This window comes from Sphaerisporangium sp. B11E5, assembly GCF_039871875.1.
In the GTDB taxonomy this organism is placed as follows: domain Bacteria; phylum Actinomycetota; class Actinomycetes; order Streptosporangiales; family Streptosporangiaceae; genus Sphaerisporangium.
Genome location: NZ_JBDPMD010000012.1, coordinates 103303 through 118842, shown reverse-complemented (window position 1 = coordinate 118842; position 15540 = coordinate 103303). Strand labels below are relative to the sequence as shown.

The following is a 15540-nucleotide window of genomic DNA, read 5'->3' as shown; positions in this document are numbered from 1 at the left end:
AAGTTCGCCGGCCTCCGGCCGTCCCCGCCCTCGGCCACCCGCACCCCGGTCGGCGGCGACCCTCTACCGGAACGCCACGGCGTTGCGGCGGGCCCACTCGGCGAAGCCGCGAGGTGCGCGGCCGAGGACGTGTTCGACATCCGGGCTGACGCGCAGCTCGGCTGCGTTCGGCTCGCCGAGGACGGCCAGTGAGGTCTCGACGACCGGCTCCGGCATGAACGCCGCCATCCGCGCGTACGCCTCGGCGCGGGTCAGTTCCACGAACCGTACGGGCTCGCCGAGGGCCGCGCCGATCGCATCGGCCTGCTCACGGGGGGTGACGACGGCGGGGCCGGTCAGCTCGTAGACGTGACCGGTGTGCTCGTCCTTGCGCAGGGCCGCGGCGGCGACCTCGGCGATGTCGGCCGGATCGATCAGGGGGAGGCCGACGTCGCCGTACGGCGCGGCGACCGTGCGCTCGGCGCGTATCGACTCGGTCCAGGCGAAGGCGTTGGACGCGAAGGCGCCGGGACGCAGGATCGTCCAGGTCAGGCCGGACTCACGTACCGCGTCCTCGACGGCCCGCATGACGCCGCCGTGCGAGGGTGACTCCGGCCTGGTCGCCACGCCTTGCGACGAGAGCAGCACCACTCGCCGTACCCCGGCGGCCTTCGCCACGTCCACGATGGCCCTCGGGGCGAGGCCGTGACCACCGGCACCGCCGTCGTGCAGGAACAGGACGCCGGCGCCGTCGAAGGCCGGCCGCAGGCTCTCCGGCTCGGCGAGGTCGGCCTGTACGTGCCTGGTCCCGTGCGGCAGATCCACCGGGGCCTTCCGCGACACCGCCGTCACCCGCTCCCCCGCCTCGGCCAGGGCCCGCACCAACGGCCGGCCGACGTTCCCCGTCGCACCCGTCACCACGATCATGATCGACTCCTCATGTTGTGCTCTTTCGCGACGACGGCGACGCTAACAGCCTCGGTATAGTAGGTACCTAGAAGAAAGTGACTGACCAGCAGGGGTGCACGATGACCAGACCGGTGTTCGAAGCCACGACCGACCCCGAGCTGGCCTGTCCGGTCTCCCCCGTCGTCGACATGGTGTTCAGCCGCTGGACCACACCGATCCTCTGGTCCCTCCACACCTTCGGCCGCCAGCGGTTCGTCGAGCTGGAGCGGCGCATCACCAACATCACCCCCAAGGTCCTCACCCAGCGCCTGCGCCAGCTCGAACGCGACGGCCTGATCACCCGCACCTACCACCCCGAGGTCCCCCCGCGCGTCGAGTACGAGATCAGCGAGCTCGGCCGCAGCCTCGGCCCCCTCTTCGCACACCTCGCCGACTGGGCCGACGCCAACCTCGGCCACGTCGAACGGGCCCGCCGGCGCTACGACGACGCGGAGGCGGCACGCGCCTCCAGGTGACCGGGGTCAGCGTCGGAGACGTCCATCTCCGGGCGGTGACTCCTTGAGCCAAACAGGCAGGGAGCATCAACCCCCGAGCAGCGGAGAACCCTCAGGCCAACCGGCCTGAGGGCATTTCTCTCCGTTACGCAGAAGTGTTGTCCACCCACACGACCCGGGGCTGATGCTCGCTCTCTGCGGTGCGGTCCCGGCGGCCGCGTACTACTGGCTAGCAGTCCCTGTCATCGTAGTAGCCGTCGCCGTTGTCATCGAGGTAGGTGTCACGGAGGTTGTCCCAGGACATCCAGCCGTAGGTGGAGGTTCCCTTCACGCGGCCATATACCCACCACTTGTCGTAGTCGTTGAAAAAGAAGCAGTGGTAGTAGATCTCGCTCCCCTGAGCCACGCTCATGACATTGCCGCAATGAGAGTAGGGCGCGACCTTGAGGTTGTAGGTGCCCAGCATGATTCCCGACCCCTCCGCGTTCACGGAATGGCTGGGGCTTGTGCAACTCGGTTCGGCTGCCCGAGCAGCGGTCGAGGCTACCGGGACAGCGGTGAGAGCGGCCAGAACTGCGATGAAGGTAATGATGACCCGACGCAGGAGACTGCCTCCGGACTGTGCATGATGCATTTCTACCTCCCGTCCATGTCGTTGACGTCGTGCGTGACCTGCCACCGAGAATGACAAAGGGCCCACGGTACGACTTGACGGAGCGCGCCAAGCTCTTGCCTTTGCGTGCAGGGAACGCGACTCCAGAGCCCGGTCCACACCACGCCCCACCACGCCTCCTGCCTCACGCCTCCGACCCGCCGAAATGCGTGGGCAAACGACGCCTGTACGGACCGCGTGAGCAGGCCGGCTGTGGGGTCAGCGGGAGAACAGGCCGCTGTAGGCGTTGAGGGCCGGTTGGCCGCCGAGATGCGCGTAGAGCACGGTTGAGGTGCTGGGGATCTCGCCGCTGGTGACGAGGTCGATCAGTCCGGCCATGGATTTGCCCTCGTAGACAGGGTCGATGATCATCCCTTCGAGGCGGCCGGTGAGGCGGATGGCGTCGAGGGTGGAGGCGACGGGGATCCCGTAGCGGTCGCCGGCCCAGCCGGGAAGAACGTTGATCTCGTCGGCGCGCAGGGGACGCCGGACGCCGATGAGGCCGGCGGTGGCGGTGGCGATGCGGGTGATCTGGTCCCGGGCTTCGTCGATCTTGGCGCTGGCGTCGATGCCGAGGACCCGGCGGGGACGGCCGCCGACTTCCTCCAGGGCCGCGAAGCCGGCGATCATGCCGGCCTGGGTGGAGCCGGTGACCGAGCAGACGACGATGGTGTCGAAGAAGACGCCGAGGTCGCGTTCCTGGCGTTCCAGTTCGTAGGCCCAGTCGGCGAAGCCGAGGCCGCCGAGGGGGTGGTCGGAGGCGCCTGCGGGGATGGGGTACGGGGTGCCGCCGCGCTGCTTGACGTCTTCGATGGCGCGGGTCCAGGACTCCTTCAAGCCTATGCCGAAGCCGGCCGGGTCCAGGCGGACCTCGGCGCCCATGATGCGGCTCAGCATGATGTTGCCGACGCGGTCGTTGACGCAGTCGGGCCAGTCGACCCAGTTCTCCTGCACCAGGACCGCCTTCAGGCCGAGGGAGGCGGCGACGGCGGCGACCTGGCGGGTGTGGTTGGACTGGTAGCCGCCGATCGACACCAAGGTGTCGGCGCCTTGGGCCAGCGCGTCGGGGACGATGTACTCCAGCTTGCGGGTCTTGTTGCCGCCGTAGGCGAGGCCGGCGTTGCAGTCCTCGCGTTTGGCCCAGATCGACGCGCCGCCGAGGTGGGCGGTCAGGCGCGGCAGCGGGTGGACCGGGCTCGGGCCGTAGAGCAGCCGGTGGCGGGGGAAGTCGGTGAGGGCCACGTCACTCCTCTGTGGCCGGCAGGGATCGCCAGGTGTCGAAGGCGACGGCCGCGGCCTTCTCGGCGTCTCCGGCGGCGCAGAGGCGGATGAGCTCGTCGTGGCGGACGATCGAGGCGCGTCCGCCGAGGGTGGAGAAGCGGAGCCGTTCCGCGCGGCGCAGCACGGGGGTGAACTGGTCGAGGACGGTGGCCAGCGCCCGGTTCGCGGCGACGGTCACCGGGACGGCGTGGAGGTCGTCGTCGGCGCGCAGGGCCTCCTCGACGTCGCCTCGCTCGACCGCGGTACGGAAGCGGCGGTTCGCGGCGCGCATGGCGTCCAGATCTGCCTGGGTGAGGCTCGCCACCGCCTCTCGCACGGCCACCTCGTGCATCGCGGCGACCACGTCGCGCGCGTCGCGGACGTCGCGCAGGGCCAGCGAGCTGACGGTCGTGGACCGGCCCGGCCGGGCCTCGACGAGGCCGGCGTCGGCCAGCCGCAACATCGCCTCGCGTACCGGGGTGCGGCTGACGCCGAGCCAGGCCGCGAGCTCCATGTCACGCAACTGCTCACCGGGGGCGAACACGCCGCGGACGATGGCGTCGCGCAGGTGGTGGTAGACGCTGTCGCGGAGCAGGTGCCGGTCGATCACCGGTGTGTTCCGAGGGATGGGCATGCAATATATTGCACCCTACGCTTCGGTATTTCGCAAGCTCAGACGTCCTCTTGACCGCATACTTGCCCGGCAATATATTGCATACCGGTGTCCGGGCATCGCGGGCGGCACGACACGGCGGCCGCGACCGGACCCTCTGTTGACCGCCACCGCAGGCCCACGTCGGCCGCCGCGGGGCCAACGTCGATCGTCGCCGCGGGGCCAGGTCCGCGGGCACGAGTCCGGGCGGCTTGAGCCGTCCGGCCACCGAAAGGCCGTATCCGATGTACTCCACTGCCCCCATGTCCGTGAAGCCGGCGACCCCCACCATCGTTCTGGTCCACGGCGCGTTCGCCGATTCCTCGTCCTGGAACGGCGTGATCGCCGACCTCCGGCATCGCGGCCATGCGGTCGTCGCCGTCGCCAACCCGCTGCGCGGGCTGCGGGAGGACGCCGCCTACCTGCGCAGCGTCCTGGACGCGCAGTCGGGCCCTGTCGTGGTCGCCGGCCACTCCTACGGCGGGTCGGTGATGAGCGAGGCCGCCGACGGTGCCGACGGCGTCGTGGCGCTCGTCTACATCGCCAGTTTCGCCCTGAAGGCCGGTGAGAGCACCGCCGAACTGGCCGCCAGGTTCCCCGGAGGCGAGCTCGGCCCCGCCCTCGCCCCTGTGCCGTTCCCCCTTCCCGGCGGCGGCTCGGGCTCCGACCTCTACATCCGGCAGGACAGGTTCCACGCGGTCTTCGCCGCCGACGTCGACCCGGATGTCGCCGCGCTGATGGCGGCCACGCAGCGGCCGATCGCGGCGTCCGCGCTGCAGGACACCGCCACCCGGGCGGCATGGACGACCATCCCGTCCTGGACCATGATCACCACCCGGGATCTGGCCATCCCGGCGGAGTCGATGCGCTTCATGGCCCGGCGCGCCGGATCCGCCGCCATCGAGATCGACTCCTCCCACGCCGTCACCGTCTCCCAGCCGCACGCCGTCGCCGGCCTGATCGCCGAAGCCGCACGCGCCGTGATGTGGCGAGCCGACTAGAGGGTGTCTGAGAAGTCAGGGTCGTAGTGCTGTGGGGCGGTGTAGGAGCAGCATGCAGGTTGCGGCGTAGATCACGCTTTCCGAGTCGGTAGCGCCCCAGCCAGGCGAACGTCCTTTCCACGACCCACGGTCGCGGAGAGTTGTGTCTAGCACGCCTGCACCCCTCGTCCACCTCACCGTTCGCCGACATCATCTGTGACACAACAGGCGGCCGCAGCGTGTACGAGGTACTCGCAGAGCACGGCAACACATTCCAGCGCCCACGGGAAGGCGCGCAACGAATACTGGACGTGGAACAGGCGATCGGTGAACGGGGACGACCTGTTCCTCGTGCCGCCGGAGCCTCCGCAACACCAGTGGGCCGCAGAGGTCGTGCAGAAAGACCTACAGCGTCTCCGTGATCTGGAGAACCGAATCAGGCTGGGACGGCACCGACATCGACACCGCTCTTGGCAGGGGGTCTTCCTGATCCACGACCTTTCGACTGCGGTCGGCGGCATGCTCACGTCCTCTTTCCGGCTCCGCAGATGACTTAAGCGAGGCGAGTTTCCGTGCCGACTGACAAGGACGATCAGTGCGATGGATAATGCCCGCCATGAAGGCCTACGTCGGGGTGACAGACGGTGAGTGGTACCGCTTCCTGGCGGCTCGTCCCGAGTTGACGGAAGTGAACTTCTGGCGGCCGTCCGGGGACCGCGAGTTCCGCGTTCTCAGCCCTGGTGAACCGTTCTTCTTCAAAAGCCACCATCCGCAGAACCGTGTCGTCGGTGGCGGGTTCTACAGCGGCTTCGTGCAGCTTCGCGTGTCGGAAGCCTGGGAGTTCTTCGGTCAGGCCAACGGCATGGCCGACCTGGATGAGATGCGCCTACGGATCGGCAGGTATCGCAGCCAGCCGATCGCCTCCGGTGAGGACCCGGTGATCGGATGCGTTTTCGTCCGCGACACGCGTTTCTTTCCGCTCGACGACTCCGCCGGGCCTCCGCCGGACTTCGCGTCGAACATCGTGCAAGGCAAGGGGTACGACCTGGCCGTCCACCCCCGCGCCGACTACTTCCAAGATCTCCTCTTACGCCTGCTCGGGGCCCCCGTCGAAGTCGATCTCTCCCAGCCCTGGCACCGCGACGGCCCCGTCTACGGCGATCCGCGACTTGCCCCTCGCCGGCTCGGCCAGCAGTCCTTCCAGGCCGTCGTCCTACGTGCCTACAACAGGAAATGCGCGGTCACCGGTGACAAGATCCGCCCCGTGCTGCAGGCCGCACACATCCGTCCTCTCTCGGCTGGCGGCCAGCATCGGCTGGACAACGGACTACTGCTTCGCTCGGACGTGCACACCCTGTTCGACCGTGGGTACCTCACGGTGGACCCCGCCTACCGTCTCCGGGTCAGCCCACGGTTACGTGACGAGTTCGGCAACGGCGAGGAGTTCTACCAGCGGGCCGGGCAACCCATCGGCGTACCGGAGGCGCGCCTGGACCGTCCTAGCCAGGAAGGTCTCGAATGGCACCTCAGCGAGGTGTTCCTCTCCTCTTGAGCCGTACCGCTCGTCCTCTGTGGCCAGGAGAGAACGCCAGGTGACGAAGACGACCGATGCCGCTTGCTCCGCGTCGCCTGCGGCGCACAGGCGGATGAGTTCGTCATGCCTGGCGATCGAGTCGCGTCCGCCCGAGTGTGGAGAACCGCAGCCGTCCGCACGGCGCAGTACGGGGTGAACTGGTCGAGCACGGTGGCGAGGGACCGGTTGGCAGCCACGGGCACCTCGTGCATCGCGGCGACCACATCACGCGCGTCGCGGACGTCACACGCGGCGAGCGTGCTGACGGTGGTAGAACGGCCAGGACGGGCCATGACGAGACGGGCGTCGGCAAGGCGCAGCATGGCCTCATATGGCACCTTCCGGAGCGTATTTCGCGAGCTCAGAGCCGCGATATATTGCTGCGGCTCGTCATTCGGCTGGAACTCTGTCTCGCGATCCGCGATCCGCGATCCGGGAACCCGCCCCTCGGTACGGCGCCGCCGGCGAGGTGTGTGGGTGAGGTCATCGGCCAGGATCGTGGTTGTGTCCTTCGACATCCGTACCGTGATCACGCACCGACCGGAGGGCCGCCGAGACACTTGGTGACGAAGGCCGGACGCGGTCGGTGAGCCCGCTACCACACCGCGCCACCCAGCTTCGTCCACTTCCAGGAGCGTCTCATCCCCGCCACGTGGAATGCCTCCATCAGCCACTCTGCGCGGTCACCGTCCTCGGCGAACCGGTGCGGTTCTCACTGAATACCTCATTGCGGGCTGCTCATAATCCCGAGAGCTGAGAACTCCTCTCGAAAAACCAATCGAGGCTTGCCTGTGGCGACGTCCCAGGCGGCCTGGAAAAGTGGAAACGGGAAACACCGGCATCGGCCTTGCCCGGGTAGCTCGCCGTGGCGCATTCTTGCGACGTCGGCTGCTCGGCGATGAAGTGACGGAGGTCCACGTCGTGCGGCAGCTGATCCTTTTCGGACAGGAGCTTCGGAGACTGAGAATTGAATCCGATCTCTCTCTGACCGAATTATCCAAAAAGGTGCATTACAGCAAGGCTCAGCTCAGCAAAGTGGAACGCGGGCTCAAGGCTCCCAGCCACGAGCTGGCCGGTATCTGTGATGCCGTGCTCAACGCTCAGGGCCGTCTGGCTCGGCTCGTGCCTCGGACACCTTCCGGCACGGCTGAACCGGAAGAGCCAGACGACACCGACGAGGAGGTGTGGCTGATGCGGTTGTCCGGGGACGGACAGAGCTGGTTCCAGCCGATAGGCCGGAGACAGGTCCTCGCCGCAGGGGCGGTGTCCATGGCATACACCAGCATCGGAGGAACCACGGCCGGATCGCGGTCCGAAGGCGTCGAGTTGCTGAAAGCGTCCCGTTTCCTGTTCGACCGGTACCGGCAGCTCGGACAGGTCACGAGACCCACCGTCGTGCTACCGGCGCTCATCGCGCAGACGCACACACTCAAGGAGGTCGCCGCCACCGCGCATCCCTCCATCCGCCAAGCCCTTTTCAGGCTCGGCTCGCGCTACGCCGAGTACGTGGGATGGCTGGTCCAGGAGTCCGGCGACGAACGGGGGGCGCTGTGGTGGACACGGCAGGCCGTGGACCTGGCCGCCGCCGGCGGAGACCACCACCTGGCGGCGTACGGGTTGGTCAGGAGAGCCCTCGTCACGCTCTACCGGGGGGATCCCGAACAGACCGTCGGGCTGGCCAGGCAGGCGCAGGCCGAAGCCGTACCGCAGCGCGTCCTCGGCCTCGCCGCTCAACGCGAAGCCCAGGGACACGCCATCGGCGGGGACCACGCGGCGTGCATGCGCAGCCTGGATCGTGCCAGGTCCTTGCTGGCGCGCTCGGCATCCGACTCCGACGAGCCGGTCATCGGCACGTCCAACCTCACCGACCCGGTCGCCATGATCACCGGCTGGTGCCTGTACGACCTCGGACGTCCCGCCGAGGCCGCACCGATCCTCGACCGGGAACTCGCGAACATCTCCCCCCAAGCCCTCCGCACCCGGGTCCGCTACGGAGTCCGCCGGGCCCTCGCTTACGCCGCCGCCGGCGAGATCGACCACGCGTGCCACCTGATCCGCGGCCTCCTCGGCGACGCCGTCACCGTGAACTCCGCCACCATCGCCATCGACCTACGCCACCTGACCCGCGTACTCGGCCGCCACTCGCGCAACGCGGAGGTACGCGCCTTGTCCCCCGACCTTGCCACCGCTCTACGCCTCGTCACTCCGTAGTAGGGATCACGCATGCCGAAAGTGTTCATCAATTACCGCACCGGCGACGGGGAGAAGACCGCTCTGACGATCGAGAGAGAGCTCACGCACCGCTTCGGAAGTGATGCCGTCTTCTACGCCTCCAAGTCGATCAAACCGGGTTCGGCGTACCCGGAGGAACTGCTGCGCGCCGTCCGGGGTAGCGACGCGTTGCTCGCCGTGATCGGTCCTAAGTGGACCAGTTTCCCTGCCTTGCTCGACGAGACAGACTGGGTGCGGAGGGAGATCCTCGAGGCCATCGCCTCCGGGATCCCGATCATCCCTGTCCTCGACGGCCGTATGACGGCCCGGCTCCGATCCGTGGACGTTCCTCCTGAGCTCAGCCGGCTCGCCGACTTCCACTCCGTCAGGCTGGACCATCAGAATGCCGAGTCGGATCTGAACAAGCTTGCCAAGGCACTGACTGAACAGGTGCCTGGCCTCCGCGACCACACCACCGCCGAGGACTCCGGCTCGGTGCACAACCGGGTAGGCGATGTCGACGGCCCGGTGGTGCAGAACCGGGACGTCACAGGTGACGCCGGCATAGTCCTGAAAGGGGACCGTGGACAGCTTCATCTCGGCAAAGGAAACCAGTACCAGCAACATTTCTCTGGCCCTGGAGCGACCTATGTGGAAGGAGGAAATGAAGGCGGGATCAGTCATAAATTCGGCGGTGCGGACGACGACGACGGGGACGATGTGCCTTGAGCGACCAGTTCTCCCATATTGTCAACAGCCCGCATTCACAGAACCACATGGGGTCCGGCTCCCAGCACAACACCTTCATCTATGCCACACTCACGGACAAGAAGGGAACGCCGTTCCGGCGTTACGCCGGAGGATATTTGCGATGGCTTCTGGCACGTTTCGTACCTCCGCTGAGACTCGGCGACGCACGGGAGCTCCTCGCGTCCCAGGGAGCCGTTCTCCTGTACGGGCAGCCAGGAAGCGGCAGGCTGGCGGCCGCTCAGATACTTCTGTACGAACTGCGGTCCGGCGAGGACACCTTCGACGAGATGCAATTGAACAACGACGAGAACGGGGAGTTCCTCGGGACCGAAGGCATCTCCGACGACGGCCTGCTCCTCCTCGATCTGTCTGAGGTCGATGAGCAACTCTGGGAACGAGCCCAGGAAAAGCTCCACTCTGTTTGGGCGGCGGTGCGCCGACATCGGAGTCGCATGGTCGTCGTGCTGCCCTACAAGACGGCGGCACGTCTGACGTCGGGCCTGGAACCTATCCGAGTCGAGATCACCCGTCCGCCCGGGAGAGAGGTGCTGTGGCGCTACCTGCGCCACGACGGTATCCCCGCTGACGCGATCCAGGAGCCGGGACCCGACACCGCCGAGTTCCTGGACGGGACTCCGCGGATGGAGGACATCGCGCAGTTCGCGAAACTTGTCGTCAGAGCTCGTGAGAAAGCCGGGGGGAAAGGGGATCTCGCCGGGTGGTGCCGTGAAGCGCACACCGCACTGCATGGCCGAGAAGACCTGGTGGCCTCCCGGCTGCGTCAACTACGGGACGGGCCATCACGCGCGTTGCTGCTCGCTACTGCGATGCTGCACGGAACGCACGCGGATGTCATACACGAAGCCACCGCCATGCTCCTGCGTGAGCTGAAGCATCCCGGCGGGGACGTTCCACCGCTGGAGCACAAGGACCTCAACCAACGCTTCCGCGCCATCGGCGCTGAGCGTGACGGCCAAGGCAAAGTGTTTTTCAAGGACCTTGGATACGACGCGGCCGTCCGGCGATACATCTGGACTCACATGCCGGACCTGCGGACAGGCATAACGGATTGGGTGGGTAAGGCGGCACGGTCCACTGGCCTGGATAAGTACAGCCGGGACGAACTCGTCGGTAGGTTCACCGAGTTGTGCCTTCATGAGCGCTACTGGGAGATGCTCGTCGGCCAGGTGGAACGCTGGACTGCCTCCGGGCCGGCGAACAGCGCGGGACCGCGCGCGGCTGCGCAAGCTCTGACCGGGGCCCTGCAAGATCAGAGACAGGGCTGGTTCTTCCGGCGACGGATCTACGAATGGTCGACAAGAGCCGACCCGTCCCCCGCGCTCGCCGAGGTCATCATCTCCATGTGCACCGAAGTCATGGCGGTGCGACACCCGTACGAGGCCGTGGTGCGTCTGCACCACCTGGCGAGACGCGAACGCAGCACCCGCGCGCACGGGGAACTCGCCAAACTCGTACGTGAGGACCGGCGGCTGATGCGTCTGATGCTGGACCGGCTCACCTTCCAGTTCAACGGGTCCAACAACTACCGGGCCGACCCTGGGATATTCCTGTACCTGGCCGATCCCGAGGTGCTGAGCGACCAGGGGAACCGGGCCAGGAGCCTCCTCGCCATCAGGTTCGTCCGGGATCAGGTCACCACCTGCTGGACCGCTGTGTTCACGAAGTGGTCCGAGGACGGGTGGATTCCGAGCGTTCGCCGGTGGCTCCTCACCGCCGGTCATGACGGGGCTCACCGGGACGTCCTCCTCGACATCCTCGTGGACGCCGCCGTGCACCGCGCAGACATCCATGCGCGCTTGTACGTCATGGCAGGCGAAGTGGAACGTTCTCTTCCCACCGCGCAGGAGCCCGGCGCACGTCTGCGAGATCGCGTGGTGCACAGGATCTACGCGGTTCAAGGCGTCAAGACCGCCTGAGCCGGACCTCGACCTCCGACAAGATGGGGCCTCACATGAGTTCTGGTCGCACGACTGCGGCGATCTATCTCGCCGGCTTCTGCGGGTTACTTCTGATCGCGCTGATCTTTTTCGCTCCCCGGCCGATCTGGCTGGGTTTTCTCGGCCTCATACTGCTCGGAGGCCTGATCGTCGGAGTACTGAGCTGGGTGCGCCGTGCGGACGAGCCTGGGCCGTACACGCCGGCAGCTCCACCGGTGCCACCCCTGGAACGAAGGGAGCGACGGATCACCGAGGTCACACTGCCGAGCGCATGGAGTGACTACGACTTCGTCTTCTCCGCGACGATTCACTGGACGCCGACCGGGTTGAGAAGGGACGACACCCTGCTCAACCCGGGGGCCGCTGCCGTCGAGGCGATTCTCAAACGCGCACGCCGGATCACTGAGGACAGGCCACCGAACCGGGTGTCCCTCGTCCAGCACGAATTGAGCGGAGCACTCGGCCGAATGAAGGCGGAGGAGACAGGCTGCCTTCAGGCGATGGCGGACTCGGTCACGCTCACTCTCTCCGACGACGACAGGAACCGGCTCGCCAAACTGGCCGCGGCACGCAAGGAGAACACCGTCTGGGAACACGAGACGAAGTACGAGCAGAGCAGACGTGCGTACCTCAGCGAGAGCGTGCTCAAGGACACCGGCAGCGCCGTGGTGTGGTACCTGGCGAAGAACGACGACCAGGTCGAGAAGACGGTCAAAGACATCGGCCTGCTGGCCCAGCTCTCCTCCGCCGCGAACAACACCCACGTACCTGAGCCGTTCCAGCACCTGGTGCTGCGGTCGGCCAACGGACAACGAGCCGCGCTCCCGGAGGAACCCACCGAGAACCATGACTTCGCCGGACCCGAGCCGATGCCCCAGACCGGCGCCGACCACTTCAGTTCCTTTATGTCAGCGATCGGCCTTGAGAACGGCGACGCCGAACGTGTGCTGATGGCGAGGGAGGTGGCCGATGTCCTGCGCGCGCACGGCAGGCACGACCAAGCCGACGAACTCGTGCGCCGCTTCGATGTCCCCGAGGCCTCGCACCTCGACGACTTCGACGGATCCGTGCCGCCGGACGATGGAGGAAGTCGCTGACCGCCCGGGATCACACGACCGGCTTTCCAGTGCGCACGAACGGCATCCCAGTGCGCGCATGGTCTTCCCTCGCGGGGTCAGCAGCCCGGGTACCGGTCCCTTGGCACGGTGCCGCCGGTGATGAGGGTGGTGAGATCGTCGGCGAGTTCGGTTATGGTGTCCCGGCCCTCCAGGTGGCCGAGCCAGTGGCTCGGGAGGGCGGTTTCGCCGAGGTGGGTGCCGAGGATGTTGCCGCAGATGGCGCCGGTGGAGTCGCTGTCGCCGGAGTGGTTGACGGCCAGGAGGAGTGCCCGCTCGATGTCGTCGCCCGCCGCCATCGCGCAGTAGAGGGCGATCGCGAGAGCCTCCTCGGCGACCCACGCGCCGCCGAGTCTCTCCACCGTCTCCGGGGTGGGTCTGCCCATGGACGCCAGGACGAGCGCCGCCTCGATCGCGTCGGTGGTCTCCTCGTGGGCGGGATGTTCGCCGAGGAGCGTGAGGGTGTGCTGCACGGCGGCCGGCAGCGGGGTGCCCTGCGCGAGGTGGAAGACGAGAGCGGCGAAGGCCCCGGCCGCCAGGTAGCCGGTGGGATGGCCGTGGGTGATCTGGGCGCAGGCGGCCGCGAGGGTGAAGGCGTCGCGCGCGTCGCGCGCGGCCAGGCCGAACGGGGCCGAGCGCATGACGGTGCCGCAGCCCTTGGAGCCGGGGTTCACCGGACCGGGCTCGCCGGGGGCGGCGAGCGGGCCGGGGCCCTTGCGCAGGCCGGACAGGCAGGCGTTGCCGGGGGCGCGGCGCGAGTACAGCCACTGCTGCTCGCGGAGCCGGCCGGTGCGGACGAGGTCGTCCCCGGGGGGCGGTGCCGGGTGGTCCTGGGTGTCGAGCCAGCGCAGGTAGGCGTTGCGTACGACGTCCACCGGCGCCGCGAAGCCCCGCTCCCGCTCCCGTGCTCCGGCGCGGATCAGGCCTTCCACCGTGAACAACGTCATCTGGGTGTCGTCGGTGATCAGGCCGGTCCTGCCGCGCCAGTCGGGCACCAGGCCGGTCAGGCCGGCCGCGCCGTGCTGCCGCCGGATGACCCGTATCGACTCGAACTCGACCGGCGCGCCGAGGGCGTCCCCGATCGCCCCGCCGAGCAGACAGCCGTGCACCCGGTCACGGTGGGAGACGGCGGTCCCGTTGTCGCTCACGGCGTACGGCTTCCTCTCGTCGGGGCTCGGCCGAGCCTAACCCGTCGCCCTCACCACGTGACGGAGAATCCGTGCCGGACGGCGGAGCCGGTAGCGTGCCGGCATGAGTGAGCTCGGGGAGCTGGCAGGACGGATGCGGCGGTTCGCGCGCGACCGGGACTGGGAACGGTTCCACACGCCGAAGAACCTGGCCATGGCGCTCGCCGGGGAGGCCGGCGAGTTGCTCGCGGAGTTGCAGTGGCTGACTCCCGAGGAGTCGTCCCGGGTCATGGACGACCCCGAGGCGGCCCGGCGGCTGCGGTCCGAGGTCGCCGACGTGACGCTGTACCTGGTGCGGCTGGCCGATGTCCTCGGGATCGACCTGGCCGCGGCGGCGCACGTCAAGCTGGACGAGAGCGACCGCCGCTACACCGTGGAGGACTACCGCGGCTCGGCCAGGAAGGCTCCTCCGCTCTCCTGAGCGGGAAGGCGCGGGCGCCGTCCGGTGTTGAGGCAGGACGTGGACGATCGTTTCGCGGATGAGAAGGTCATCGAGCGGCTGCTCGGCGAGTCGGGGACATGGGCGTTCGTGGGGCTGGGGGACGACCCGAGCCGTACCGTCCACGAGCAGGCGCAACTCCTGCAGATGAGAGGGAAGCGGGTCGTTCCCGTGCACCCGGTGGCTGAGACGGTGCTCGGGGAGACGGTGTACAGGTCTCTCGCGGACGTACCGGTCAAGGTGGACGTGGTGGGGGTGTACCGGCGGTCGGAGTTCGCGGGGCAGGTGGTGGACGACGCGATCGCGGCGGGGGCCGGGGCGGTGTGGCTGCCGCTGGGGGTGGTCGACGAGGAGGCGGGACGGCGGGCGCTGGACGCCGGGCTCGACGTCGTGATGGATCGCTGCCCGGCGATCGAATGGGTGCTGCGCCGGATGGGGTGAGCTGTTCAGCGGGTCTCGGGCTGCGTGGGCCTGGGGCGGGCGTTGCGCAGGCGGATGCCGCTCCAGCCGAGGGTGCTCGTGGTGACGGCGTCCCAGAAGGGCCACAGGTTCGGCAGCACGCGGAGGTGGATGCCCGCCTCGGCGTGGAGGTGGAGGAGGTCGCCTACCGGCTCCGGGGGGCCGAGGGGTTCCACCGGTTCGGTGGCGACGTGGGCGTGGGTCGCTGGGGTGCCGAAGGGCTTGAAGGGGGCGGCGGGGAGGCGGTAGGCGTACAGCCTGACCGTTCTCAACGCGTCCAGCCATTCGTATTCGACGGCGTGGACGCGGTCGCCGCAGCCTGGGCCGATGATGCGGTCCTGGTCTTCCCGGGTGGAGTCGTCCACCGTCCACGCGAGCGCTCTGGGGCAGTCGCGGGGGAACCAGTAGTCGGGAGACCGGCTCGCGTCCACCGCCCAGACGTACGGTTCCTTCTCCCGCGACGTGGGAGCGACGTGGGGGTCGAAGCGCTTGATGGCGGGGTCTTCGGAGAAGTGCAGCACCTGGCCGGGTTCAGGTCGCATGTCCCCATACCTACCAGGTGACGTCCCCCTCTTCCCGACACCTACCGGGTGACGTCCCCCTCTTCCCGACACCTACCGGGTGACGTCCCCCTCTTCCCGACACCTACCGGGTGACGTCCCCCTCTTCCCGACACCTACCGGGTGACGTCTCCTTCTTCCCGGCCGAGCGCCGTACGGCGGCGCCGGATTCGCCGTACATCGTCCCGCCGTCGCGGCGCCGATCCGGATGGTCCGGTGCGACGGGGTGGAACCGGCCGACGGGCGGGCCCTCCAACCGGCGGGCCCTCAACGGGCGGCCCCCCAACGGGCGGCCCCCAACGGGCGGCCCCCAACGGGCGGCCCTCCGACAGGGGCCCTCCGACAGGCGGGCGCCCCGGAGG

The 15540-nt window shown here is 68.3% G+C and carries 15 protein-coding genes and 1 pseudogene; 10 read left to right on the top strand and 6 right to left on the bottom strand.

Going from position 1 to position 15540, the window contains the following annotated elements; genetic code table 11:
* Positions 1 to 63 precede the first annotated feature (63 nt).
* A complete protein-coding gene (locus tag ABGB17_RS14665) occupies positions 64 to 906 on the bottom strand; it encodes an NAD(P)H-binding protein (protein ID WP_347629560.1) in 843 nt (280 codons plus the stop codon).
* A gap of 101 nt (positions 907 to 1007) precedes the next feature.
* Between ABGB17_RS14665 and ABGB17_RS14660 the strand changes: the two genes are divergently transcribed.
* The gene (locus ABGB17_RS14660) at positions 1008 to 1403 is read left to right on the top strand and encodes a helix-turn-helix domain-containing protein (protein ID WP_347629558.1); all 396 of its coding nucleotides are present in this window, start codon (positions 1008 to 1010) and stop codon (positions 1401 to 1403) included.
* 208 nt (positions 1404 to 1611) lie between these two features.
* Here the strand turns inward: ABGB17_RS14660 and ABGB17_RS14655 are convergent, their stop codons facing one another.
* From ABGB17_RS14655 to ABGB17_RS14645, 3 genes are all read right to left on the bottom strand, one after another.
* Positions 1612 to 1848 carry a hypothetical protein gene (locus ABGB17_RS14655; protein ID WP_347629556.1) on the bottom strand — a complete coding sequence of 79 codons (237 nt, stop codon included), beginning with the start codon at positions 1846 to 1848 and terminating at the stop codon, positions 1612 to 1614.
* 405 nt (positions 1849 to 2253) lie between these two features.
* Positions 2254 to 3276, bottom strand: a complete 1023-nt coding sequence (locus ABGB17_RS14650) for a 1-aminocyclopropane-1-carboxylate deaminase (RefSeq protein ID WP_347629554.1) — start codon at positions 3274 to 3276, stop codon at positions 2254 to 2256.
* A gap of 1 nt (position 3277) precedes the next feature.
* The gene (locus tag ABGB17_RS14645) at positions 3278 to 3928 is read right to left on the bottom strand and encodes a GntR family transcriptional regulator (protein WP_347629552.1); all 651 of its coding nucleotides are present in this window, start codon (positions 3926 to 3928) and stop codon (positions 3278 to 3280) included.
* Positions 3929 to 4209: 281 nt separating this feature from the next.
* Here ABGB17_RS14645 and ABGB17_RS14640 point away from each other — a divergent pair, with 281 nt between their 5' ends.
* From ABGB17_RS14640 to ABGB17_RS14610, 7 genes and pseudogenes are all read left to right on the top strand, one after another.
* On the top strand, positions 4210 to 4947 hold the full coding sequence (locus ABGB17_RS14640) for an alpha/beta hydrolase (protein ID WP_347629550.1): 738 nt from the start codon (positions 4210 to 4212) through the stop codon (positions 4945 to 4947).
* A 595-nt stretch (positions 4948 to 5542) separates the two neighbouring features.
* Positions 5543 to 6478 carry an HNH endonuclease gene (locus ABGB17_RS14635; protein WP_347629548.1) on the top strand — a complete coding sequence of 312 codons (936 nt, stop codon included), beginning with the start codon at positions 5543 to 5545 and terminating at the stop codon, positions 6476 to 6478.
* Between the two features lie 840 nt (positions 6479 to 7318).
* Positions 7319 to 7603: pseudogene (locus ABGB17_RS14630) on the top strand (helix-turn-helix transcriptional regulator); the annotation flags it as partial.
* Positions 7604 to 7768: 165 nt separating this feature from the next.
* Complete coding sequence (locus tag ABGB17_RS14625; RefSeq protein ID WP_347629670.1) at positions 7769 to 8710, top strand: transcriptional regulator; 942 nt, start codon at positions 7769 to 7771, stop codon at positions 8708 to 8710.
* A gap of 12 nt (positions 8711 to 8722) precedes the next feature.
* A complete protein-coding gene (locus ABGB17_RS14620; RefSeq protein WP_347629546.1) occupies positions 8723 to 9439 on the top strand; it encodes a toll/interleukin-1 receptor domain-containing protein in 717 nt (238 codons plus the stop codon).
* Entirely contained in the window at positions 9436 to 11397 is a 1962-nt protein-coding gene (locus tag ABGB17_RS14615) for a hypothetical protein (protein WP_347629544.1), read from the top strand. Before ABGB17_RS14620 ends, ABGB17_RS14615 begins: the two co-directional genes overlap by 4 nt.
* 35 nt (positions 11398 to 11432) lie before the next feature.
* Positions 11433 to 12515, top strand: coding sequence for a hypothetical protein (locus ABGB17_RS14610; protein ID WP_347629542.1), 1083 nt, complete (start codon positions 11433 to 11435; stop codon positions 12513 to 12515).
* A 77-nt stretch (positions 12516 to 12592) separates the two neighbouring features.
* Here the strand turns inward: ABGB17_RS14610 and ABGB17_RS14605 are convergent, their stop codons facing one another.
* Entirely contained in the window at positions 12593 to 13681 is a 1089-nt protein-coding gene (locus ABGB17_RS14605; RefSeq protein ID WP_347629540.1) for an ADP-ribosylglycohydrolase family protein, read from the bottom strand.
* A 103-nt stretch (positions 13682 to 13784) separates the two neighbouring features.
* Between ABGB17_RS14605 and ABGB17_RS14600 the strand changes: the two genes are divergently transcribed.
* Complete coding sequence (locus ABGB17_RS14600; protein ID WP_347629538.1) at positions 13785 to 14141, top strand: nucleotide pyrophosphohydrolase; 357 nt, start codon at positions 13785 to 13787, stop codon at positions 14139 to 14141.
* Positions 14142 to 14180: 39 nt separating this feature from the next.
* A complete protein-coding gene (locus tag ABGB17_RS14595; protein ID WP_347629536.1) occupies positions 14181 to 14600 on the top strand; it encodes a CoA-binding protein in 420 nt (139 codons plus the stop codon).
* A 5-nt stretch (positions 14601 to 14605) separates the two neighbouring features.
* Here ABGB17_RS14595 and ABGB17_RS14590 read toward each other — a convergent pair whose 3' ends face one another.
* Complete coding sequence (locus tag ABGB17_RS14590; RefSeq protein ID WP_347629534.1) at positions 14606 to 15160, bottom strand: DUF6886 family protein; 555 nt, start codon at positions 15158 to 15160, stop codon at positions 14606 to 14608.
* Between the last annotated feature and the right edge of the window lie 380 nt (positions 15161 to 15540).

What these genes read in the sequence shown, in the direction of transcription:
- ABGB17_RS14665 (WP_347629560.1), bottom strand. Translation starts at nt 906, where the DNA reads ATGATCGTGGTGACGGGTGCGACGGGGAACGTCGGCCGGCCGTTGGTG.
- ABGB17_RS14660 (WP_347629558.1), top strand. Translation starts at nt 1,008, where the DNA reads ATGACCAGACCGGTGTTCGAAGCCACGACCGACCCCGAGCTGGCCTGT.
- ABGB17_RS14655 (WP_347629556.1), bottom strand. Translation starts at nt 1,848, where the DNA reads ATGCTGGGCACCTACAACCTCAAGGTCGCGCCCTACTCTCATTGCGGC.
- ABGB17_RS14645 (WP_347629552.1), bottom strand. Translation starts at nt 3,928, where the DNA reads ATGCCCATCCCTCGGAACACACCGGTGATCGACCGGCACCTGCTCCGC.
- ABGB17_RS14640 (WP_347629550.1), top strand. Translation starts at nt 4,210, where the DNA reads ATGTCCGTGAAGCCGGCGACCCCCACCATCGTTCTGGTCCACGGCGCG.
- ABGB17_RS14635 (WP_347629548.1), top strand. Translation starts at nt 5,543, where the DNA reads ATGAAGGCCTACGTCGGGGTGACAGACGGTGAGTGGTACCGCTTCCTG.
- ABGB17_RS14625 (WP_347629670.1), top strand. Translation starts at nt 7,769, where the DNA reads ATGGCATACACCAGCATCGGAGGAACCACGGCCGGATCGCGGTCCGAA.
- ABGB17_RS14620 (WP_347629546.1), top strand. Translation starts at nt 8,723, where the DNA reads ATGCCGAAAGTGTTCATCAATTACCGCACCGGCGACGGGGAGAAGACC.
- ABGB17_RS14610 (WP_347629542.1), top strand. Translation starts at nt 11,433, where the DNA reads ATGAGTTCTGGTCGCACGACTGCGGCGATCTATCTCGCCGGCTTCTGC.
- ABGB17_RS14600 (WP_347629538.1), top strand. Translation starts at nt 13,785, where the DNA reads ATGAGTGAGCTCGGGGAGCTGGCAGGACGGATGCGGCGGTTCGCGCGC.
- ABGB17_RS14590 (WP_347629534.1), bottom strand. Translation starts at nt 15,160, where the DNA reads ATGCGACCTGAACCCGGCCAGGTGCTGCACTTCTCCGAAGACCCCGCC.